The following is a 21140-nucleotide window of genomic DNA, read 5'->3' on the forward strand; positions in this document are numbered from 1 at the left end:
TTTCAACGTGACAAATGCGTCGTGCGAGACGCTGATTTGTAACCTGAATTGCTACAGCGGCTATTTGAAGATCTTCGACAGGAGCCACACGACGGCGGATTCGGCGGCGCTGTTGTTCAGGTGCCGGGCCCGGCGGCCGTAGGTTTCGCTGGGCTGGGCCTTGGTCAGCTCGTCCGTATACGGCGCGGAACCGTCCGGCGCGCAGCTTCCACAGTACAGCCGCTCCTCCCAGACGAATCCGTAGCGCACGTCCATCCTCCGGCCACACGTCACGCAGGCCGGCTCGTCACCCACGCGCACCTTGGGCAACAGGCTCAGGCTTCGCTTGGGGTCGTACTCGTGCTCGAAGTCAGCGGCGATGGGCTGTGGCTCATGGCGGGCTTCCGGCTCCGCGGTCTTCTGGAGCCGGGCCAGCTCCTCCGCGTTCAGGGCCACACCCCGGCACTTCGTGCAGACGTCCACCGCCACGTCCCGCAGCTCCACCATGGACAGTGGCGCGCTGCCGCACGTGGGGCAGGTGGGCGCCTGGCGCCCGCAGGACGGACAGCCCGGGACGTACTGGAGCGAGGCCTCACAGCCCTTGCAGCGCCCGGGTTTGCCCTTCGCCTGTTCGAAGACGGCCGTCAGCGTGGGCGCGCCGACGACGCGCGCCAGCATCTCCTCCTCGAACCAGGCGGCCCCGCAGGCTCCGCACTCGTCGCGCACCAGCCCCCGGGCGTAGGTGTTGCGCATCGTCGTCTGGCAGAAGGGGCACGCCTGCATGGCGCCCTCAGCCTACCGGGTCTTTCCCGGAAACGGGATGCCGCGGGACTCACCCCGTGCGGCGGCGCTTCTCCTTCTTCGGCTTGGGCTCGGGCGTCTTCGGGGCCGGCGCGGGTTCGCGCAGCTCCTCCGGGACGGGGAGGGCGGGCTGGGAGGGACGCGTGGGCGGCGCGGGGGTGCCGTCCGGCAGCGCGCCCTCCACCTGCTCGGAGGGCAGGGCCGGCAGGCGGATGATGAACGTGGTGCCTTCGCCCGACTTGCTCAGCACGCTGATGCTGCCGCCATGGTTCTTCACGATGCGCTGGCTGATGGCGAGCCCCAGGCCCGTGCCCTTCTGCTTCGTCGTGAAGAAGGGCACGAAGATGTGCGGCTGTTGATCCGCCGGGATGCCCGGGCCGGTGTCGGAAACGCGCACCTCCACGAACTCGCCGCCCGCGCTGCGCAGGTCGCCGAAGCGCTCCGGCTTCTCCGTGCGCACCGTGATGCGGCCCGGCTGCGGCCCCATCGCCTGCACCGCGTTCTGCACCAGGTTGATCAGCACCTGCTTGAGCTGCTCCGCGTCGCCTTCCGCGCGCGGAAGGCGCAGGTCCAGCTCCACCGCCAGCTCCGCCGTGGGCGGCATGTCGTTCTGGATGAGCCGCATCGTGCGCGTCACCACCTCGTTGAGGTCGGTGGGTCCGAAGTTCTGCTTCAGCGGGCGCGAGTAATCCAGGAACGCCGTCACCACGCCGTTGAGGCGGTTGACCTCCTCCACGATGACGTCCAGGAACTCGCCGTCCTCGCCCGGCAGCTTCCGAGGGTCCAGGCACTGCGCCGCGCCCTTGATGGCGCCCAGCGGGTTGCGGATTTCATGCGCCAGGCCCGCCGCCATCTCACCCAGCGCCGCCAGGCGGTCCCGCTCGCGGATCTTCTCGTACAGCTTGGAGTTCTCCAGCACCGTCGCCATCCGCTCGGAGACCTCCAGGATGAGCGCGATTTCATCCGACGCGTACGCCTCTGGCACCCGTTCGTCCCACAGGTTCAGGAAGCCGATGACGCGGTCATTGCCCATCAGCGGCACGCTGATGCCGGCCTTCATCTGGAGCAGCGCGGCGCGCGTGTCGTTGAGCCGCTTCAGTTCGTCGCGGAAGCGCTTGCCCTCCACCGCCTGCACCCGCATCACGGAGATGCGCCGCTCGATGTTCTCCAGCAGCACCGCCTTCTGCCCGCTGGCCACCGCGAAGAGCACGCCGCGCGCGGCCGCCGTGTCCAGCAGCGCCACCGGCAGCGGGCCTCGCGAGTCCAGGAGCCGGTAGCCCGGCCGGTCCTCCGCCATCAGGTACACCGACGCGTGCGTCACGCGCCCCGTCTCGTGCAGCGCGTCCAGCACCACGCGCGCCAGTTCTGAAATCTCGATGACGGACGCCATGCGCACGCGCAGGGTGCTCAGCGTGCCCAGCAGCGCGAAGCGCTCGCGGAAGAAGATGCGCACCACCATCTCCTCCACCTTGGTGCGCAGCGGATCCAACAGGATGAGGATGACGAACGCGGCCACCACCGTGTTGAAGACGAAGAGCGACGTGTTCTCGTCCACCCACGCCGTCAGCACCGTGAACACCGACGCCAGGATGACCGCCAGCACCGTCTGCGAGGCGATCTTCCCCAAGAGCTCGTGCAGGTCCATCAGCCGCAGCCGCAACAGCGTCTGCGCGAGGAAGAACAGGTAGAGCGTCGCGAAGACCGGGCCCAGCGTGGGGAACGGGATGTCGTTGCGCGACAGGAAGTCCAGCCCGTTGAACAGCACCGCCGCGCCCGCGCCAATGGCCAGGTACGCCAGCCGGAACTGCTCGATGCGCGACTCCGTCGTGCGCACCCGGTGCACCAGCAAGGACACGGAAGTGAACAGCGTGCCCAGCACCCAGGCGCCCAGCGCCAGCCGGGCCCACCCATTGTCCGCCAGGGGTGTAACGGCGACGGTCAAGCCCAGCACGCCGGACAGGAGGGCGAGCCGCCGGCCGACCTGGTGGGCTCCCTTGCTGACCCCCAGGAACTCGAGGAAGAAGGCGACCGCCGCCCCGGGCACCAGGGAGACGACGAGCACCGTCGCCCCGAGGGCGATGCGGGACACCCAGGGGTAGTCCTGCGAGGGAAAGATGCTGTGGAAGAAGAGGCTGAGGTAGTACCCGGCGACCGTCAGGGTGAAGACGGAGTAGAGCGTGAGGACCCGGGGTCGTCCGGGGCGCAACAACATGGACACGCCCAGCGCCAGACCGATGATGGAAGCAAGCAGTGCGCTCTGGGTGCGGATATCCATGTGCAGGCGGACAGTCTAACCTCTGTCAGGGGCTGGAAATTTTCCAACCACCCCCAGTTGTCCTCGGGCGTGCCCGAGCGCATCTCCCAGGGTCCCCGAGGCCCCCGCGAATGAAAGTGTCCCTCCAGCATCTCGCCCTCCTCGCCTCCGCGGCCCTGTTGTCCGCGCAGGCTCCCGCCCCCTCGGTCCCCAGCACCGCCCCGGTGGCTCCGGCCGCCACGGCCCCGGCTCCCAGCGACGACACGGATCAGGCCCCCACGACGCGCACGGACAACGCGCCGTCGGAGGCGCAGCTGACGCCGCCGCCGGACGCGGACAAGGCGCCGTTGCCGGTGGGCTACGTGCAGGTGTTCAACCCGGCCTTCCCGGGGATCGTGCCGCCCACGCCAGTGGTGCACCGCGGGCGCCGCTACGGGCTGGAGGACCTGACGCCGTACTTCGCCGACGGCAAGAAGCGGGACGCGAAGGACGCCTTCGACAAGGGCCAGTACACCAAGGCGCGCGCGCTGCTGGAGGGTGAAGGGGACAGCCCGCCGGTGCGCTACCTGCGCGCGCTGTCCGCGGTGCGGGCCGGGGACGACAAGTCGGCGGCGACGGAGATGGCGGCGCTCGCCAACGACTACCCGGCGCTGAAGGACCGCTGCCTCACGCACGCGGGCGTGGCGCTGGAGTCCCAGGGCCGGCTGGACGACGCGGCGGCCAGCTTCAAGCAGGTGCCGGAGGGCTCGCGCATGTACGTGGACGCGCGCCTGGGCCTGGCGCGCGTGCTGCGCAAGAAGAAGGACTACGACGGCGCCATGGAGGCGCTGACGCCGCTCACCCAGCGCATGATGACGGGCTGGGGCCGCAACGTGGGCGCGGAGGCGCTCATCGCCACGGCGGACCTGGCGGTGGAGAAGAAGGACAAGGCGGCGGAGAAGGCCGCGCTGTGGAAGCTGTGGGCAGCCCAGCCCCTGTCGCCCATCGTCAAGCAGGTGGAGAAGCGCCTCAAGGGGCAGACGCCGCCCCTGGACGCCAAGGTGGGCCGCGCGGAGGCGCTCATCGAAGCGCACCGCAACAAGCAGGGCATGGCCATCCTGGAGCCGATGCTCAAGACGATGAAGCTGCCGGACACGCTCGCGTGCCGCGCGCACTTCGCGTTCGGCAAGGGTCAGCGCAAGGAGCGCCAGCACACGGCCGCCATCCAGATCCTCACGCCGGTGGTGGAGCAGTGCAATGACCGCGACCTGCTGGCCCGCGCGCTGTACGTGCTGGGCTCGTCGCGCTCCATCGTGGATCAGCAGCACGGCCCGGACACCTACGAGCGGCTGGCGAAGGAGTTCCCGGACCACTCGTTCGCGGACGACGCGCTCTTCTACGCGGCCGACCTGTACGTGAAGACGAACCGCCCCAAGGAGGCCATGGCGCGCCTGGACGAAGTCGCGCGCCTGTACCCCAAGGGCGACTTCCTGGGCGAGGCGCTCTTCAAGGCCTTCTGGGTGGCGCGCACGTCGAAGGTGGAGGACGGGGGCTTCTCCTTCCTGGACCGCATCGAGGCGCAGTTCGCCAACGCGGACGAGTCCTACGACGTGGAGCGCGCGCAGTACTGGCGGGCTCGCACGCTGGAGGAGCGCGGAAACATCCAGGGCGCCGCGGAGCTGATGGAGAAGCTCGCAGTGGAGCACCCGGCGACGTACTACGGCCTGATGGCGCGCTCGAAGCTGGGCGAGCTGGACCCCAAGCGGCTGGAGGCCGTGTCGTCGTCCATCTTCGACGTGCCGGAGGCCGCCAGCCCCTGGCCGATGTTCGCGGGCCCCATGGGGGACGACCCCCACTTCCGCGCGGGCGTGGAGCTCTTGCGCCTGGGCTTCGCGGACTCCGTGTCGTCGGAGCTGATGCTGGTGAACCGCGCCAACCAGCCGCCGGAGTCCATGCGGCTGCTGGTGATGGTGCTGTCGCAGTCCGGCGACGCGCGGTCGGCGCACGCCATCGCGCGGCTCGCGCTGCGCAAGGACCTGAGCGGGCGCATCACCGCGCAGACGCGGCCCGTGTGGGAGGTGGCCTATCCCAACGCGTTCCGCGATCTGATTGAGAAGCACACCGTGCCCGCGGGCGTGGAGCCGGACCTGCTCCAGGCGCTGATGCGCGAGGAGAGCGCGTTGGACCCCAAGGCCCTGTCCTGGGCCGGCGCGCTGGGCCTCACGCAGCTGATGCCCTCCACGGCGAAGGGCGTGGCGCGCGAGCTCAAGGTGAAGCACTTCACCGTGGACTCGCTGCTCCAGCCGGAGCTGAACATCCGCTTCGGCGCGCACTACCTGGGCGGCCTCATCAAGCAGTTCAAGGGCCACACGCCCTACGCGGTGGGCAGCTACAACGCGGGCTCCGGCGCGGTGAACCGCTGGCGCGCGGCCAGGCCGGACCTGGCGCTGGATGCGTGGGTGGAGGAGATCCCCATCGCGGAGACGCGCGGCTACATCAAGCGCGTGCTGCGCTCCTACAACACCTACCAGCTGCTCTACGGCCGCGTGCCGAAGGTGCCGGTGATGCCCAGTGCATCGCGTTAGTGCGTAATCCTGGCTGAAGCCTGAATTCGAGTTTTCTTTGTGGAGGGGGAAGGGCGGGCCGTGATTTCGTCGGCCGCCATGCTCCCCCTCCGAATGAGAATCGCTCCCCTCGCCGTCGCTGTCTTCACCCTGGTGGCTTTGTGTCTTCCGGCTGAAGCCGAGGCGCAGGCCTGGTCGCTGACGAACGCGCAGCGGCAGGCGTTCCTGCGCTACTACGCGCCGGTCATCTTCAAGCGCGCGAACGCGAACGACAACAAGCACGGCTACGACTGGCTGACGAACTTCGACTTCGACCAGGACGGGGACTTCTCCAACAACAAGCTGCACTGGAAGCAGATCAACCAGTACGTGGACGCGTCGCGCGTGGGCCCCAGCGCGTTCGACAAGTGGCGCATCCGGCCGACGCTCTACACGTCACTGATTGAGTACATGGACGGGGGGAAGAACCTCACCCTCGTGTATCACCTGTATCACGCGCTGGATAAGAACGCGGCGGGCAACTGGCAGCTGCACGACTGGGAGCGCGTCGAGCTCCAGGTTCGCAACGTGGTGGGCAACCCGGGCAGCGGCGAGACCGTGGCGTACGCGGTGGTGACGCAGCACAAGCGCAACGTCGTGCGCCGGGCGGGCAGCGGCGACCTCCAGTTCATGCAGACGGGCACCGGCAGCCACCTGCTCATCTGGCAGGCGGAGTGGTCCGACAAGCTGCTGGCGCCGCACGGGCAGGAGCTGCGCTTCGTGACGGATTCGTACTCGTTCTTCGCGGGCCGGATGGCGTCTGGCGGGAAGGCGGAGGCGGACGTGAACAACGACGACGGGCGCAAGAAGCTGCACTTCGTCTTCGTGCCGGAGGACGACGGGGCGGCGGTGACGGCGTTCAACGCGCAGCCGGTGCGGTACTCGACGGCGGACGCCCAGGCCAGCCGCTATGACAACGGGTCTTCGGCCAATTGGCCCGCGGTGAAGCGCGTCACGTACGAGCTGCAGGACCTGGCGGACATCCTCCCCACGCACTGGGAGCACGGGGGCTATGCGACGCACTGGCTGCCGGACGCGCCGCAGTTCTTCTTCCTGGAGAGCCCGGTGGTGAACGAGGCGGGGCAGGCGGAGGTGAGCGTGGGGATGCAGCGCTTCTTCTCCAAGACGCGCGACGTGGAGGGGCAGGACGACCGCGAGGGCTACCCGTCGAAGAAGTGGCTCTTCGGCACGTTCGAGCTGAACGACAAGGCGTCGGACACGGGCGGTGGCGGGTCCAGCGAGTTCCACGACAAGTCGTGGGCGGGCACGGTGGCGGACTCGCGGGGGCAGACGCGCATGAGCGCCAGCGGCTACCCGGCGTCGGTGAATTCGTACTGGTGGCAGCACGACTACTTCGTGCACTCGGGCGTGACGGACGACACCGACGGGCGAGAGCAGGGCTTCTGGCTGCAGGGCGGGTGGTACCTGCCGCAGAACGGCGGTTTCGACGGACGCTGGGTGCAGCTCTTCGACGACCGGCCGGGCAAGGAGTCCGGCGAGTACTGAATTGGTCCTGATTGCCGGGGGGTGGCAGAGCGAGAAGCGGCGCTCATGTCCCCCCGTGCAGGAGCACTGGAAGAATCTCGGGATCGGAGTGGGACTGGTAGGATTGAGGGGCAGTCCCACCCCCTCGTTTGCGTGAAGGAAACACGCCATGAGTCAGCCCAGCGCCCCCAGCCCTCAACAGATAGACCTCAACCGCACCGCCGTGGAAATCGCCCCGGAGACCTTCTGGGTCGGGAAGCGCGAGCCCGGCGGCATCTTCTTCGCCAACCCGTACCTGCGCCGCTTTCGGGGCACGGACACCCGGACGAAGAAACCCTCTGAGTTCAACCTCCTCATCGACCCCGGGTCGAGCAGCGACTTCTCCACCATCCACACGAAGGTGGTGTCGCTGATTGGGGGGATGGACCGGCTGTCGGCGCTCTTCATCAACCACCAGGATCCGGACGTGGGCTCGTCCGCGAACATCATCTCGGCGCGCTACTCGCCGCGCGCGAGCATCCTGTGCTCCGAGGACACCTGGCGGCTCATCGTCCACTTCAACCTGCCGCGCAACCGCTTCATCCCGACGGAGAAGTTCTCGCAGGGGTTGAGCGTGCCCACGGGCCACAAGCTGCTGCCGGTGCCGTCGCCGTTCTGCCACTTCCGGGGCGCGGTGATGCTCTACGACCCGCAGACGCGGGTGCTCTTCACGGGCGACCTCTTCGGCGGCCTCACGGACAGCAAGGCGCAGGGCCTGTGGGCGGAGGAGTCCGACTGGACGGGTATCCGGGCGTTCCATCAAATCTACATGCCGGTGAACTCGGCGCTGGTGCGCGCGGTGGCGGCCATCCGGAAGCTCACGCCCGCGGTGGAGATGATCGCCCCGCAGCACGGCCGCGTCATCCGGGGCAAGCTGGTGCAGCAGTTCCTGGAGCGCATGGAGCGCCTCCAGGTGGGCCTGGACATCATCGACGAGGCGCAGGACCGCACGCACCTGCAGGCCTGGAGCGCGGTGATTGATCGGGTGCTGAACCTGGCGCGCGGCTACCTGGGGGATTCGGTGGAGGCCAAGCTCACCGCGAGCGATCAGCTGGCGGACACGGCGAAGTTCAACGGCAAGCAGCTGGAGGTGAGCCGCATGGGCAAGTGGACGCTGGAGCACGTGGTGGAGGTGCTCTGCCAGGGCGAGCCCACGGAGATTTCCGGCCCCATCATGGTGGAGGCCACCATCGCCGCCGCTGAATACAACCTGCCCACGCCCCACCTGGACATCGAAGGCGCAGGCGCGCCGGCCCCCGTCTCGCTGCTGGAGTCGTGAGAGGGGAGGGCGGGTGCATTCCAAGGACCGTGACAGCGGAGGGTTGACCTACCTGGGCCCGGAGGCGCTGAACGCGCGGCCGGGCAACGCCGTGGCAGAGGACGGCTCGGAGCCGACGCTGCCGCAGGTGCGGACGCCCGTGTCTCCGGGCGGCACGTTGATCCAGGGCGCGGTGACGCCGCAGCCCCTGGTGCCCACCAGCCAGGGCCTTGTCCCCGGGCAGGTGGTGGCGGGGCGCTACCGGGTGGAGAAGTGGCTGGGGGTGGGTGGGACGTCGGCGGTGTATCAGGCGCTGGATGTGAAGAAGCACCAGCGCGTGGCGCTCAAGGTGTTGGCGGTGCCGTACGCCGACGAGGCGATGGTGACGCGCTTCCGCCAGGAGGTGGACCACGCCCGGGCGCTGGAGCACGTGAACATCCTGCATGTGTTTGACGTGGGCTCGGATGGGGACCGGCACTACCTGACGGTGGAGCTGCTGGAGGGAAGGGACCTGCGTCAGGTGATGATGGAGGGCCGACCTACGTTGGCCAATGCCTTGCGGTGGCTGACGCACGCCACGGTGGCGCTGGAGCACGCGCACGCGCAAGGGGTGCTGCACCGGGACGTGAAGCCCGGGAACCTGTTCATCACGCGCACGGGCGTGCTGAAGCTGATGGATTTCGGGCTCGCCAAGAGCGCGCATGTGATGGGCAACACGGCGCAGGGCGCGACGCTGGGGACACCGGAGTACATGGCTCCGGAGCAAGTGACAGGTGTGCCCGTGTCGCCGGCCACGGACCTGTATGCCCTGGGTGTGGTGGCGTACGAGATGATCACCGGGCAGCTGCCGTTCCGGCATGCGCAGCCTGTCCCGCTGATGCTGATGCACGTGCAGGAGACGCCTGTGCCTCCGAGGAAGCGGTGTCCAGAGCTGCCGGAAGCCTTCGAGAAGGTCGTCCTCACGCTGATGCGGAAGCGACCCGAGGAGCGTTACGCCAGTGCAACGGTGCTGCGCGCTGAACTGGCGAAGCTGTGGCCGCTGGCACTCCAGCACGGGCGCGCGTTATAGGAGGGCTCATCCGCAGGGGGGCCTCCATGTCTGTCAAATTCAATCACACGATCATCGCCGCGAAGGACAAGGTCGCGTCCGCGCAATTCCTCGCGGAGTTGCTCGGGCTTCCGGAGCCCAAGCCCTTCGGTCACTTCCAGGTGGTGAAACTGACGGACGGCGCGTCGCTCGACTACGTCACCACTCAGGACGCGATCCACGGGCAGCACTACGCGTTCCTGGTGACGGAGGAGGTCTTCGATTCGCTGATCGCGAAGATCCGCGACCGGAAGATCCAGCATTGGGCCGACCCGCGCGGCCAGCATGAGAATCAAATCAACACCCATGACGGAGGCCGCGGGGTCTACTTCCAGGATCCCAGCGGCCATTTCATGGAGGCCATCACCGTGCCCTACGGCGGTTGGTGAGCCTCGTGCCTAGATGGAAAGTGGCCTGGGCGTTCATCCAGGGCCGGTTCCGGGCATCAAGGTTCCAGCGTTTGGCAGAAGCCGCCTTAAGGTCCATGCGCAACCTGATCCAGATGCGCAGCTTCGCCTTCTGGACCTGAGCGCCCTCTCCAGCAAGCAGCTCGATGCCATCGCGCACGAACTTAACGGGCGCCCACGTCAAACGCTTGCATGGCGAACGCCTGCCGAAGTATTCGCGTCAGCTGTTGCGACGACTGCTTGAGAGCGCCGACTTTAGCTCAGCCGTTTTCGATGTCAGCTTGCTCGCAGGGGAAACCGAGGCGCTTCTCATGTGCCGATGCGGAATTTCCTGCAGGGGCAGTTCCTCAGTACACTCGCTCCTATCGAATTAGGCTCTTGCGGAGGGAGGAGCCTGTTCGTGTGTTCAGTTGTCCTTGCCAGGTTTTTGGAGCACCTGCTTGGTCGACTATAATGGATGAATTACCGATCTGTCTGCGCGCCCACGAGCATTGAATGTCTTCTAAGTCCCCAAATGCTGTCACTCCGGAACCGGTGTTCATTAGCCATTCCTCTGTCGACGGAGCCATGGCTAACTATTTTGTTGAGCAGCTTCTCGTGGCTGGAGCCGGACTCTCGGCGTCACAAATATTCTGCACTTCGGCAGCAAGTAGCCCAATTTCTGCCGGCACAAACTTTAATCCGAGAATCCGACAGGCAATTTCGCACAGTAGAATTGTCATCGCTCTTGTTTCCCGGAATTATTACAGAAGCCCCTTTTGCATGAGCGAACTGGGGGCTGCATGGGCTGCAGAAAAACTCCTCCCTATACTGGTTCCGCCGGTTGATTTTGGAGATCTGGAAGGGGTCCTCCATGGAGTGCACTGTCTCAGGTTGGAGGATGAGAGGAAAATTTTTGAGATCTACGATCGCTTGCGTGAAGCCAACTGGCATCGACCAAACCCTGCTGGGGTTTACGCAGCGAAAGTCAAGGAGTTCTTGGCTGGCTTAGGTGGCCAACTCGCGAAGTTGCCTTCTCCTGATGTCGTGGACCGCTCTGAATATAAAAAGCTCGAGAATCAAGTGGAAGAGCTTACTTCGAAACTAAAAGCCAGCATTGTCTCGGCTGAGGGTTTGCGTGCGGCGGCAAAGCCCGCTGTGCTCGAGTTGGCCAGGAAAGTCATATTCTCAGTTCCGCCAATTGCGGCCAATGGAACCACTACTGGAGCCGTAAAGCCCTCTGGCGGGGATACTGAATTTAGCGATTTGGTTGAGCGAGTAAGTCGAATTGGAAAGACTGTGCCTAGCGTTATTTTCCGTATGGTCTATGCAAGAGCTGTTGGCAGCGAAGCGCATTTTCGGGTGTTTGAATCCGAGGCCGCTGACTGGGAAGCCGCTGTTGATCAGGGGTTGGTGAGACCTTATGACGATGGCGAGTTCTATTTGAACTTTCAGAGCGCAAGAGTTTCTCAGTTGCATGAGGCACTGCGGGCTGTTGATGATTTTTGGGCTGCCGTGGATGTTGAGTATCGGCTTGACTATGAAGTGTCGTGCCGCCATATCCCGTCTATTCGCGAAATTGATTTTTCGAGAAAGTGGTTCGGGTTTTGGTGGGAGGAAGATCCGGAGGATATTCCGTTTTAATCGGACGGCATGAAGTAATGAGGCTGGAGCACGCAAAAAGGGGGAGCCAAGTTCCAGCACGCATAGAACGAGGCTGGAGAACAGCTGACAGGTCTTGAGTCGAGTAGAGTCTTGACTATGGACGTGAGGATCTCACTAGACGCAAAGAACGCACTGCTGCGCGGCCTTCCGTCCATCGAACAACTCCTGCGGCGGCCGTCGCTGGAGTTCCGGCTCGCGAACCTTCCCCACGCCCGCGCGGTCGCGGCGCTGCGGCTCGCTGTTGAACGCGTGCGTGCCCGGCTCCTCGCCGGTGACCTGCGTCCCTTCGAAGACGCGGACGTGGAAGCGGCGCTCGCGTCCCTCTCCACGCCAAACCTCCGGCGAGTGATCAACGCCACCGGCGTCGTGCTCCACACGAACCTCGGCCGCGCACCGCTAGCTCCAGAAGCCGTGGAACGAGTCGTCGCCGTGGCCCGGGGCTACTCCAACCTGGAATACGACCTGGACGAAGGCGAACGGGGCAGCCGCTACGCCCCGCTCATCGGCCACCTGCGCACGCTTACCGGCGCGGAGGACGCCATCGTCGTCAACAACTGCGCGGGCGCAGTGCTGCTCGTCCTCGCCGCGCTCGCCTCCGGCCGCGAATGCATCGTCTCCCGCGGCGAGCTCGTCGAAATCGGCGGAGGCTTCCGCATCCCCGACGTCATGCGCCAGTCCGGCGCGAAGCTCGTCGAAGTGGGCACCACCAACCGCACCCGCCGCGCGGACTACGCCAACGCCCTGAGTCCAGACACCGGCCTCATCGTGAAGGTCCACCGCTCCAACTTCGCGCTCGTCGGCTTCACGGAAGAGGCGTCCCTCGCGGAGCTCACCGAACTGGGACGCTCCCGTGACGTGCCCGTGTTCCAGGACCTGGGCTCCGGCGCACTCATTCCGCTGTCCGGCCCGGGCCTCACCCCGGAGCCCACCGTGGGCCAGGCCATCCGGGACGGCGCGGACGTCGTCGCCTTCTCCGGCGACAAGCTCCTCGGCGGTCCCCAGGCGGGCGTCATCGTCGGCCGCGCGGACCTGCTCCAGCGCATCAAATCCCACCCGCTCACACGTGCGCTGCGTGTCGACAAGATGACGGTCGCGGCCCTGGAGGCGACGCTGGAGCTGTACCGGGATGGCCGCGCGGACGCGGTCCCCACCCAAAGCCTGCTCACCCAGCAACCGGCTTTGTTGCAATCCCGTGCCGAACGCCTGGCGGCCTTGCTCGCGGCGCTGGGCGTGGAGGGCCGTGTCGTGTCCGTGGATGGACAGGTGGGTGGAGGTGCCATGCCTCTGTCCCGGTTGCCTTCCTACGCTTGCAGCCTCACCGTAGAAGCGCCGAAAGTATTCCTGGAACGTCTGCGCGAAGCCGAGGTGCCGGTTATTGGCAGGATTGCGGATGACGAGGTCGTTCTCGACGTCCGGTGTCTCTCAGAGGAGGACCTGGGGCAGGTCGCGCAGGCTGTGGCGGCCGCCCGTTCGGGAAGCCAGCCATGATCAACAGCGCCGTGCTCGTTTTAAACCGGTACTACCAACCGGTTCACGTGACGTCAGTCAAACGGGCCTTTTCCCTGCTGTATCAGGGCGTCGCCAAAGCCATCGACGAACAGTACCGGCTGTATGAGTTCGAGGACTGGGCCGCCCTCAGCGCCACCCAGGACAGCATCACCACCATCGACCGCACCATCCGCGTGCCGCGCGTCCTCGTGCTCGGCGCGTATGACCACCTGCCTCGCGCCAAGGTGCGCTTCTCGCGCCTCAACATCTACGCGCGCGACAACGACACCTGCCAGTACTGCGCGAAGCAACTGCCCCGCAGCGAGCTCAACCTGGACCACGTCAGCCCGCGCACCCAGGGCGGCAAGACGACGTGGGAGAACGTCGTGTGCTCCTGCGTGCCCTGCAACCTGAAGAAGGGCGGGCGCACGCCGGAACAGGCCGGGATGCGGCTGCTCAAGAAACCCGTGCGCCCGCGCTGGACGCCGCTGTTTCGCGGCGCCATCCGCAAGATCACCTACCGGGAGTGGCTGCCGTTCCTCCACCTCGCGGACGTGTCGTACTGGAACGTCGAGCTGCTCGACGAGTGACAGCGAACGGCTCCCCGGCCGCCTGCTCCCCGAGCCTCCTGGCTCCGGGGCGCGGGCTCCGGGCGCTACAGGGTCGGCCGTGAAATGGCGGGGTGTCGACTCGGGCGGTAGGACGGGCTTTGATGCGAGCCTTCGTGAAGCCCGCCCCCTTGCCTCCATCCGCTCCCGCCCCCCTGGCTGGCACTTCGCCGCGTGCAGGCAATGACGCATCGCCCTCGGGTCCAGCGGGACTCGCGCGGCGCGCCCGCGCGCGGCGGATCATCGCGGTGGGTGGCGGCAAGGGCGGCATCGGCAAGTCGATGGTGTCCGCGAACCTGGGCGTCGCGCTCGCGCAGGCAGGCCAGAAGGTGCTGCTCGTGGACGCGGACCTGGGCGGCGCCAACCTGCACACGTGCCTGGGCGTGGGCCCTCCGGAGTCCACGCTGTCGGACTTCCTCCGCCGTGGGAAGGCGAACCTCGAAGAGGTGATGGTCTCCACCGGCGTGCCGGGACTGTCGCTGATCGCCGGCGCGCAGGACTCGCTGGACGCGGCGAACCTCAAGTACGCGCAGAAGCAGAAGCTCTTGCGCACGCTGCTGTCCCAGACGACGGCGGACTACCTCATCCTGGACCTGGGCGCGGGCACCAGCTTCAACACGCTCGACTTCTTCCTCATCGCGGACCACGGCCTGCTCGTCGTGCTGCCGGAGCCCACGTCCGTGGAGAACGCGTACCGCTTCGTCAAGGCGGCCTTCTTCCGCAAGCTCCAGCAGACGGAGGCGCGCTACGGCATCCAGGACATGGTCGAGGGCGCGCTGTCCACCCGTGAGGGCGCCCTGCGGACGCTGCACGACATCGTCGCGCAGGTGCGGCGCAAGGCCCCTTCGGACGCGGAGCGGCTGGAGCGCGAGCTGGCGGCGTTCCACGTGCGGCTCGTCGTGAACCAGGCGCGCACGGACGCGGATGAGAAGGTCGGCGCCGCGATGGTGTCCGCGTGGAAGAAGTTCTTCGGTATCGACATGGATGACCTGGGCGCCCTGCGCCACGACGATGAAGCGTGGCGCGCGGTGCGCAAGCGCAAGCCGGTGCTCCTCGAGCGGCCCGATTCGCCCGTATCCCAGGGACTCCAGCGCATCGCCGCGCGTATCCTGACGCTCGACGGCATTTCCCCCGAGTCCGCCATCCCATGAAGCCCTTCGCGCAGCAGACCTATTACGAGATCCTGGAGGTGCCGCCCACGGCGAGCGACGCGGACATCCGCGCGGCCCACCAGCGCCTGATGGAGCTGTATTCGCCGGATTCCATCGCGGTGTACGCGCTGGGGGATCCGGATCAGGTGGAAGCGCTACGTGACCGGATGAACGAGGCGATGGAGATGCTCACCGACGCGGACCTGCGCGTCGAGTATGACCGCTCCATCGGGCTGACCACGGAGCGGCTGGCGAAGGCCGCCGCGACGGCGGAGGCCGCGGGTGCGGTGGACTCGGCCGCGCGTGTCGCGGAGGCCCTGGCCACCGCGGCGGCGGCGCTGGCGAAGGCCGCGGGCGCGGTGGATGCCGAAAGGCTGGAGGCGGAGTCGCGACTGAAGGCCGCGACGTCCGTGAACGACGATGAAGGGGAGGCGGCTCGCGCGAGCGGGACGCCTGGAAAGAGCGAGGAGCGGATGCGGGGTGAGGAGTCGAAGCGGCAGGAGTCCTCGGGGATGGACGCGCCCGGCGTGCCCTCCGAGCCGGTGATGGTGGGAGGCGTGGCGGTGGTGGAGGCCTTCCGTGCCTCGTTCACCCGGAGCCTGTCGTTCGTCTACGTTCCCGCGAGTCCGCTGCGCGGCCAGGGCAGGGGAGTCATCGAAGCGCCGGCCCCCGCCGTGGACGCGAAGTCCTCCATCGCCGAGAACGCGCCGGCTGCCTCGGCACCCAAGGACGAGGCACCTGCCCCGGCCGAGACCCCTGCCAATGCGGTCGCGTCCCCTTCGGAAGCCGAGCCTCCGGCTGGATCCGTTTCCGCGCCCGCGAGCTCCTCCGTCGAGCCCCCGGAAGCCGCGGATCCTTCCGCAGCGGTCGCGCCAGACCGCGTGGAGGCCCTCGATGCGCCTGTTGTCTCCGAGGCAACAGAGGTCCCGGCTCCCCAGCCCGTGACGGACCCCCATCCCGTGGCCGCGTCGCCCGTGGCCGAGGTCAGCGCCACGCCCGCCGCGCCGCTCACGCCGGAAGAGAGCGCCACGCCCTCCGCGCCAGTTGCCGAGCCTCACGTGCCTGAAGCGGGCGCCGCGCCGGAAGCCAGCGCCACGCCTGTCGCCGAGCCCCAGGTCCCGGAGGCCGGATCCGTGGCCACCAGCCCCGCGCCCGCCTCGGACGCGGCCGCGGTGACGACCACCCAGGGCGAGTCGGATCCGAACCCCGCCCCGGGCACTCCGACCCTGGACTCCAGTACCACCGCGCTGGCCCGGATCCCGGCCACCGGGGCCTCCCGCGCCGCCGTTCGACCCCTGACGTCGTCTCGCCCCATCGACTCGCGTTCGCCGCAGAAGGGCCCCACGGGGCCGGGCACCGTGAAGAGCCCCACGGTGAAGGGCCCCACGGTCCGCAAGCTCGGGGACGCCCAGGTCCTGGCTCAGGATTCCGCCATCGCGACCGCTGAGTCCGCGCTGGCCCAGGTGGCCGCCAAGGTCCGCGAGGCCCGCCCCCGGGGCGTGGACATCCCCTCGGACGCCGAGTTCAACGGCGAACTGCTCCGCCGCGTCCGCGAGGCCCGGGGCCTCTCCATCCAGCAGCTGGCCGACCGCACCCGCATCTCCGTGCGTCACCTGGAGAACGTGGAGGCGGACCGCTACACCGCGCTCCCCACCACCGTGTACCTGCGCGGCATCCTCATGAACCTCGCCCGCGAGCTGGGTCTGGACCCCCTGCGAGTGTCCAAGAGCTACCTCGCGCTGTTCTCCGAGAAACCCGCCAAGTCGGGCCGTTGACCGGGAGTCGGCCGGGCCCCCTGCCATGCGACGGGAAAAGTTGACTCGCACGGGGTGGGTGCCTAAGTAGTGGCACGATGACGGAAGAGGAAAAGGTCAAGGCGATGCGACTCGCTCGCGCGATCGCCTCCGATATCTCGCTCTACAACGAGCAGAAGATCATCAAGGGCATCGAGCAGGACAACCTTTTCGAGGTCCTCAAGGAGGAACTGGAAGAGGGGCGCGCGCTCTACAAGAGCCGCGTGAGCGTGGAAATCAGCACCCAGGCGAACTTCTTCGAGCGCGCCATCAACGACATCGTGTTGCGCTCCAAGGCGCACGTGAAGTCGAAGATCTGGTAGCGCCCTCCGCCGTGGCCGCACCCGACACGCGCGAGCACCGTGCCCTCCCCGAAGCCCGGGGTGAGCGGCTGGATGCGTACCTGGCCCGCGCGTTCCCGGGCCTCACGCGCTCCCGCCTCCAGGGCCTCATCGCCGACGGCCACGTGCTGTCGGACGGCAAGCCCGCCAAGGCCGCGCAGCGTCTGCGCGGAGGGGAGCTGCTGTCCCTCCACATCCCCGCGCCCGTCGCGGCCATCCCGCAGGCGGAAGCCCTGCCCGTGTCCGTGCTGCACGAGGACCGCGACCTCGTCGTCGTGGACAAGGCCGCCGGCATGGTGGTGCACCCGGGCGCGGGCCACGCGTCCGGCACGCTGGTCAACGCGCTGCTGCACCGCGTGAAGGACCTGGCCGGCGTGGGCGGCGAGCTGCGCCCCGGCATCGTCCACCGCCTGGACAAGGACACCACCGGCTGCCTCGTCGTCGCCAAGCACGAGCAGGCGCTGGTGGCGCTCCAGAAGGCCTTCAAGACGCGCGAGGTCCAGAAGACGTACCTGGCCCTGGTGCACGGCGTGCCGCCCGCGGAAGGGCGCATCGAGACGCTCTACGGCCGCCACCCCATCCACCGGCAGAAGTTCACCGGCAAGGTGAAGGAGGGCAAGACCGCCATCACCCTGTTCCGCGTGCGCGAGGCCTTCGACGGCGCCGCGCTGGTGGAGGTGGACCTGCTCACCGGCCGCACGCACCAGATCCGCGTCCACCTGGCGGAAGCCGGACACCCGCTCTTGTGCGACGCGCTCTACGGCGCCGGCCGCAAGGCGAAGGGCGCGGTAGCGGACGCGCAGGAGGCGGTGGGCCGCCAGGCGCTGCACGCGTGGCGCCTGGCCTTCGAACACCCGCGCACCCACAAGGCGCTGGACCTGGAAGCCCCCCTCCCGGAGGACTTCCAGAAGGCGCTCACGCGCTTGCGCGAGGCGAGCGTCCCCGCGGGCCCGCCCACGAAGGCGAAGCCCGCGGCGAAGAAGCCGGCGGCGAAGAAGGCTACAGGCCGGAAACGCTGATCTGCTGCTGGCGGCGGGAGAGGACCTTGATGGGCTGGATGGCCATCACCCGCATGAAGACGGACAGCAGCTCCGGGTCGAACTTCTGGCGCATCTCCGTCCACATCAGCATCAGCGCCACCTCCGGGCCGTACGCGTCCCGGTAGGGCCTGCGGGAGGTGAGCGCGTCGTACGCGTCGCAGATGGCGATGATCTTCGCGTACACCCCCAGGTTCGTCTTGGGGATGATCATCTGGATGTTGCCGCGCGCGTCCCGCACGGCGGTGCCGTAGTCCGTCTTGTGCTCGAACGTCGTCACCACGCGCAGGAGCGTGGAGCGGCTGAAGCCCTTCTCCATCAGGATGTTGCGCACGCTGATGAGCGGCGCGCGGGCCACCGTCGTCTTTTCGTCCGCGGTGAGCGCGCCGCGCTTGGTGGCCAGCTCCTCCGGCAGCGTCGTCATGCCCGCGTCGTGGAAGAGCGCGATGTAGCCCAGGTCGCGCAGCTGCGGCTTGGTGAGGCCCAGCTCCGCGCCGAACACGATGCACATCAGCGCCACGTTCACCTGGTGGTAGACGAGGTAGTCCTCCTCGCGCTTCTGCGTCGTCATGCCCAGGAAGTGGGTGCGCTGATCGTAGGAGATGTCCACGAAGTCCTGCACCAGGCGCAGCGCCCGCGAGGAGCCGATGGGCTTCCCCGCGCGCACGGACTCCAGGTACTTCTGCAGGAAGAACACCGCGCGGGCGTACACGGTCATCGCGTACTTCTTGCGGTCGACCTTCTGGTCGCCCGGCGTGTCCATGTCCTTGTTCATCTTCTCCTTGAGCTTGGAGAACTTGGCCACGCGCATGTTGAGGAGCTTGCGCCCCTGCAGGCCGTCCTCCTCCGCGGTGGAGGACTGCTCCTTGCTGAAGATCCAGACGAAGTTCTTCAGCTCCTGCACCGTGACGGGCTTGGTCAGCGTGATGCCGCCCACGTCCTTGGCGCGCATCTCCGACAGCAGGTAGCGCTGGTTCTCGATGGAGTTCAGGTCCACCTTCACCAGCATGCCGTTCAGGTAGTACGAGTCCTTGACGCCCGTCAGCTCCAGCCGGCCTTCCTTGCCGATGATCTGGTTGATGATGTCCTGGAGCTGGTGGAGCGGCTTTTCGAAAACGGCGTTCTCCGGGTCATACATCTTCACCGAGCGCACCAGCATGTAGAGGCCGGCGAGCATGGAGCGCGACAGGTTCTGGAGCTTCTCGTTGTGCTCTCGACCGTACTCGCCCAGGTTTTCCTCCTGGGTCTGATTGATCTTCAGATTGTCGGCCATGGTGTCAGCTCGCCTCTTCCGGCAGCGCCGAGTCCCCGAACAGGGCCTTGCGCGTCTGGTACATCGCCTTGCGGGCCGCGGTGAGGACGTCCAAGGGCTGCGCCTTGTCCTCCAACACGCCCTGCAACATCTTGTAGGACTGGATGGAGCCCGCGCCGCCCAGGCCCATGATCGCCAGCAGCTTGTCCTCCATCACGCGCCGCTTGTTCAGCAGTGACGGCTTCACCGTCAGCAACTGCTGCATCATGGACAGCGCGGCGGGCAGGTTGGTGGCCCCGATGGCGGAGTAGAAAGCGGACTTCTCGTCCGTCGTCTTCTTGTCCCAGCCCGGCTCGCGCACCTGCCGCACCAGGTCCGTGAAGGCCCGCTCGCGGTCGAACTCCGGCAGCAGCTTCGCGGCCAGCATGCGCACCTGGGAGACGCCGTCGGTGAGCGCATCCTGGATGATGCGCCGGGCCTCCGCCGTGCGGCCCCGCCCGATGATCTGCATGACCTCCAGCTTCACCACCAGGTTGGGGCTCTTCATCACCTGGCCGAACATCTTCACCCGCTCCGGGTGGTTGCTCTTCTCCAGGATGTAGACCATGTCGCGCACCGTCTGCGGCCGGTCCGACAAGAGGCGCGCGACGAAGGGCTCCGGCAGGTCGCGCGCGAACGTGGCCAGCACGTCGCCAATGAGCAGGCGGTTCTCCGGCAGCTCAATCGTCTCCAGCACGCTAAGCAGCGGCAGCACCGAGTCCACGCCCAGCGCCTGCAGGTAGCGCGTCACGTCCTGCGGCTGCCGCGTGCGCGTCGTCTTCAGCGACTCGCCCAGCCGCGTGAGGCGCTGCTCCTCGCCCATCTTGTGGAGGAAGTTGTTGAGCATGCGCCCCAGGTCCTCGCCGCCTTCGCGCTGGGAGAGCGCGCGCAGCTTGAGGACGATCTGGTTCACCGTGGCGAAGTCGTCCTGGAGCAGCAGCATGTCCAGCAGCTGCAGGAAGATTTCCTCCAGCAGCGCCGCGTCATCCACGCCGCCTTCCACCACCTGGAACACCGCGCCCACCAGCTTGGGGAAGAGGCGCGCGTTCTCCTCTTCGGTGATGTCGCGCTGGATGCGGGCCTTCAGGTCGTCCGAGGCGTGCCGGCCGCCCACGACGAGGCCGCGGATCTGCTCCACGCCGTCCAGCTTCGCGTCCAGGTCCTCCGCGGACACGCGCGCGAAGCGCAGGAAGTCGTCCGAGTTCGTCTGGAGGCGGGAGTAGAGGTAGCCCACCACCTTGTCCACCTCCACCTGGACCTCGTCCTCGGAGGCGCCCTCCATGGAGAAGCCCTCCACCACCACGTACTCCACCTGCTGCATGCCCGCGCGCCACAGCTGCGCGAGCACGTCGTCCGCGCCGCGCTCCGGCTCCGACAGCGCGATGAGCGTGAGGGTGACCAGCTCCTCCAGCGGCAGCCCCGGCCGGAAGATGAGCTGGCGGATGCCGTCGCGGAAGAACTTGTAGGGGAGCGGCGACTCTTCGGAGAAGAGCGGCTCGCCATGCAGCATGAAGTTCTGCTGTTCCACCTTCAGCGAGAGCGGTCCGAACTTCTCCGTGTACGTGGAGATGGCCTCCTGCGCCTTGGAGAGGAACTCCGGGAAGCGCGCCTCGTTGTGGCGGTACATGCCAATCTGCTTGATGCCCTTGAGCAGGTGGAACGCGAACGTCTTCGCCAGCTCCACCTTCTCGCGGACCTCCGGTGACTGCTCCGGCTCCGCGGTCGCGTCCGTGACTTTCTGGGGCTGTGCCATGAATCCTGGAAGAATCCGGAGGGGGTGGAAGGCCCCGGTGGGGGGAGCCTGGAGTGTACTCCCGTCCAGGTCCGGCTCCCAATTCGACAATTGCCCAGAATCCAGGGGGTTGGCGTGACACCTGGGCAACATGGGGCGGACT

At 67.3% G+C, this 21140-nt stretch carries 16 protein-coding genes and 1 pseudogene; 13 read left to right on the forward strand and 4 right to left on the reverse strand.

Annotated elements, in window-relative coordinates; translation table 11 throughout:
- Window positions 1–60: 60 nt before the first annotated feature.
- Both GTZ93_RS07280 and GTZ93_RS07285 read right to left on the reverse strand, forming a co-directional pair.
- The gene (locus GTZ93_RS07280) at window positions 61–762 is read right to left on the reverse strand and encodes a TFIIB-type zinc ribbon-containing protein (RefSeq protein ID WP_139921697.1); all 702 of its coding nucleotides are present in this window, start codon (window positions 760–762) and stop codon (window positions 61–63) included.
- Between the two features lie 49 nt (window positions 763–811).
- Window positions 812–3055, reverse strand: a complete 2244-nt coding sequence (locus tag GTZ93_RS07285; RefSeq protein ID WP_161662698.1) for an ATP-binding protein — start codon at window positions 3053–3055, stop codon at window positions 812–814.
- A 110-nt stretch (window positions 3056–3165) separates the two neighbouring features.
- On the opposite strand from GTZ93_RS07285, the gene GTZ93_RS07290 reads away from it, so the two are divergent.
- The 13 genes and pseudogenes from GTZ93_RS07290 (at window position 3166) to GTZ93_RS07345 (ending at window position 17936) form a co-directional block, all read left to right on the forward strand.
- The gene (locus tag GTZ93_RS07290) at window positions 3166–5598 is read left to right on the forward strand and encodes a transglycosylase SLT domain-containing protein (protein ID WP_139922989.1); all 2433 of its coding nucleotides are present in this window, start codon (window positions 3166–3168) and stop codon (window positions 5596–5598) included.
- Between the two features lie 93 nt (window positions 5599–5691).
- On the forward strand, window positions 5692–7122 hold the full coding sequence (locus GTZ93_RS07295; RefSeq protein WP_257979499.1) for a hypothetical protein: 1431 nt from the start codon (window positions 5692–5694) through the stop codon (window positions 7120–7122).
- 148 nt (window positions 7123–7270) lie between these two features.
- Window positions 7271–8419, forward strand: a complete 1149-nt coding sequence (locus tag GTZ93_RS07300; RefSeq protein WP_139922985.1) for an oxygen-binding di-iron domain-containing protein — start codon at window positions 7271–7273, stop codon at window positions 8417–8419.
- Between the two features lie 13 nt (window positions 8420–8432).
- Complete coding sequence (locus tag GTZ93_RS07305) at window positions 8433–9467, forward strand: serine/threonine-protein kinase (RefSeq protein WP_161662699.1); 1035 nt, start codon at window positions 8433–8435, stop codon at window positions 9465–9467.
- Window positions 9468–9493: 26 nt separating this feature from the next.
- Complete coding sequence (locus tag GTZ93_RS07310) at window positions 9494–9874, forward strand: VOC family protein (RefSeq protein WP_139917816.1); 381 nt, start codon at window positions 9494–9496, stop codon at window positions 9872–9874.
- 133 nt (window positions 9875–10007) lie between these two features.
- Window positions 10008–10136: pseudogene (locus GTZ93_RS42635) on the forward strand (IS30 family transposase); the annotation flags it as partial.
- A 251-nt stretch (window positions 10137–10387) separates the two neighbouring features.
- Window positions 10388–11515 carry a toll/interleukin-1 receptor domain-containing protein gene (locus tag GTZ93_RS07315; RefSeq protein ID WP_139917818.1) on the forward strand — a complete coding sequence of 376 codons (1128 nt, stop codon included), beginning with the start codon at window positions 10388–10390 and terminating at the stop codon, window positions 11513–11515.
- A gap of 123 nt (window positions 11516–11638) precedes the next feature.
- Window positions 11639–13024, forward strand: coding sequence for an L-seryl-tRNA(Sec) selenium transferase (gene selA / locus GTZ93_RS07320; protein ID WP_390624854.1), 1386 nt, complete (start codon window positions 11639–11641; stop codon window positions 13022–13024).
- A complete protein-coding gene (locus GTZ93_RS07325) occupies window positions 13021–13614 on the forward strand; it encodes an HNH endonuclease (protein WP_014396030.1) in 594 nt (197 codons plus the stop codon). The genes selA and GTZ93_RS07325 overlap by 4 nt, the downstream gene beginning before the upstream one ends.
- 122 nt (window positions 13615–13736) lie before the next feature.
- On the forward strand, window positions 13737–14783 hold the full coding sequence (locus GTZ93_RS07330) for a MinD/ParA family ATP-binding protein (RefSeq protein WP_257979137.1): 1047 nt from the start codon (window positions 13737–13739) through the stop codon (window positions 14781–14783).
- Window positions 14780–16558 carry a helix-turn-helix domain-containing protein gene (locus tag GTZ93_RS07335; protein WP_139917822.1) on the forward strand — a complete coding sequence of 593 codons (1779 nt, stop codon included), beginning with the start codon at window positions 14780–14782 and terminating at the stop codon, window positions 16556–16558. The genes GTZ93_RS07330 and GTZ93_RS07335 overlap by 4 nt, the downstream gene beginning before the upstream one ends.
- Before the next feature lie 77 nt (window positions 16559–16635).
- Entirely contained in the window at window positions 16636–16899 is a 264-nt protein-coding gene (locus GTZ93_RS07340) for a hypothetical protein (RefSeq protein ID WP_120580122.1), read from the forward strand.
- A gap of 11 nt (window positions 16900–16910) precedes the next feature.
- Window positions 16911–17936 carry an RluA family pseudouridine synthase gene (locus GTZ93_RS07345; RefSeq protein ID WP_139917824.1) on the forward strand — a complete coding sequence of 342 codons (1026 nt, stop codon included), beginning with the start codon at window positions 16911–16913 and terminating at the stop codon, window positions 17934–17936.
- Here the strand turns inward: GTZ93_RS07345 and GTZ93_RS07350 are convergent.
- Window positions 17917–19227: an HD-GYP domain-containing protein gene (locus tag GTZ93_RS07350; RefSeq protein ID WP_139917826.1), complete on the reverse strand. Its 1311-nt coding sequence runs from the start codon at window positions 19225–19227 to the stop codon at window positions 17917–17919. The genes GTZ93_RS07345 and GTZ93_RS07350 overlap by 20 nt on opposite strands.
- Window positions 19228–19231: 4 nt before the next feature.
- Window positions 19232–20998, reverse strand: a complete 1767-nt coding sequence (locus GTZ93_RS07355) for a HEAT repeat domain-containing protein (protein WP_139917827.1) — start codon at window positions 20996–20998, stop codon at window positions 19232–19234.
- Between the last annotated feature and the right edge of the window lie 142 nt (window positions 20999–21140).

The organism is Corallococcus exiguus (genome assembly GCF_009909105.1).
Lineage (GTDB): Bacteria > Myxococcota > Myxococcia > Myxococcales > Myxococcaceae > Corallococcus > Corallococcus exiguus.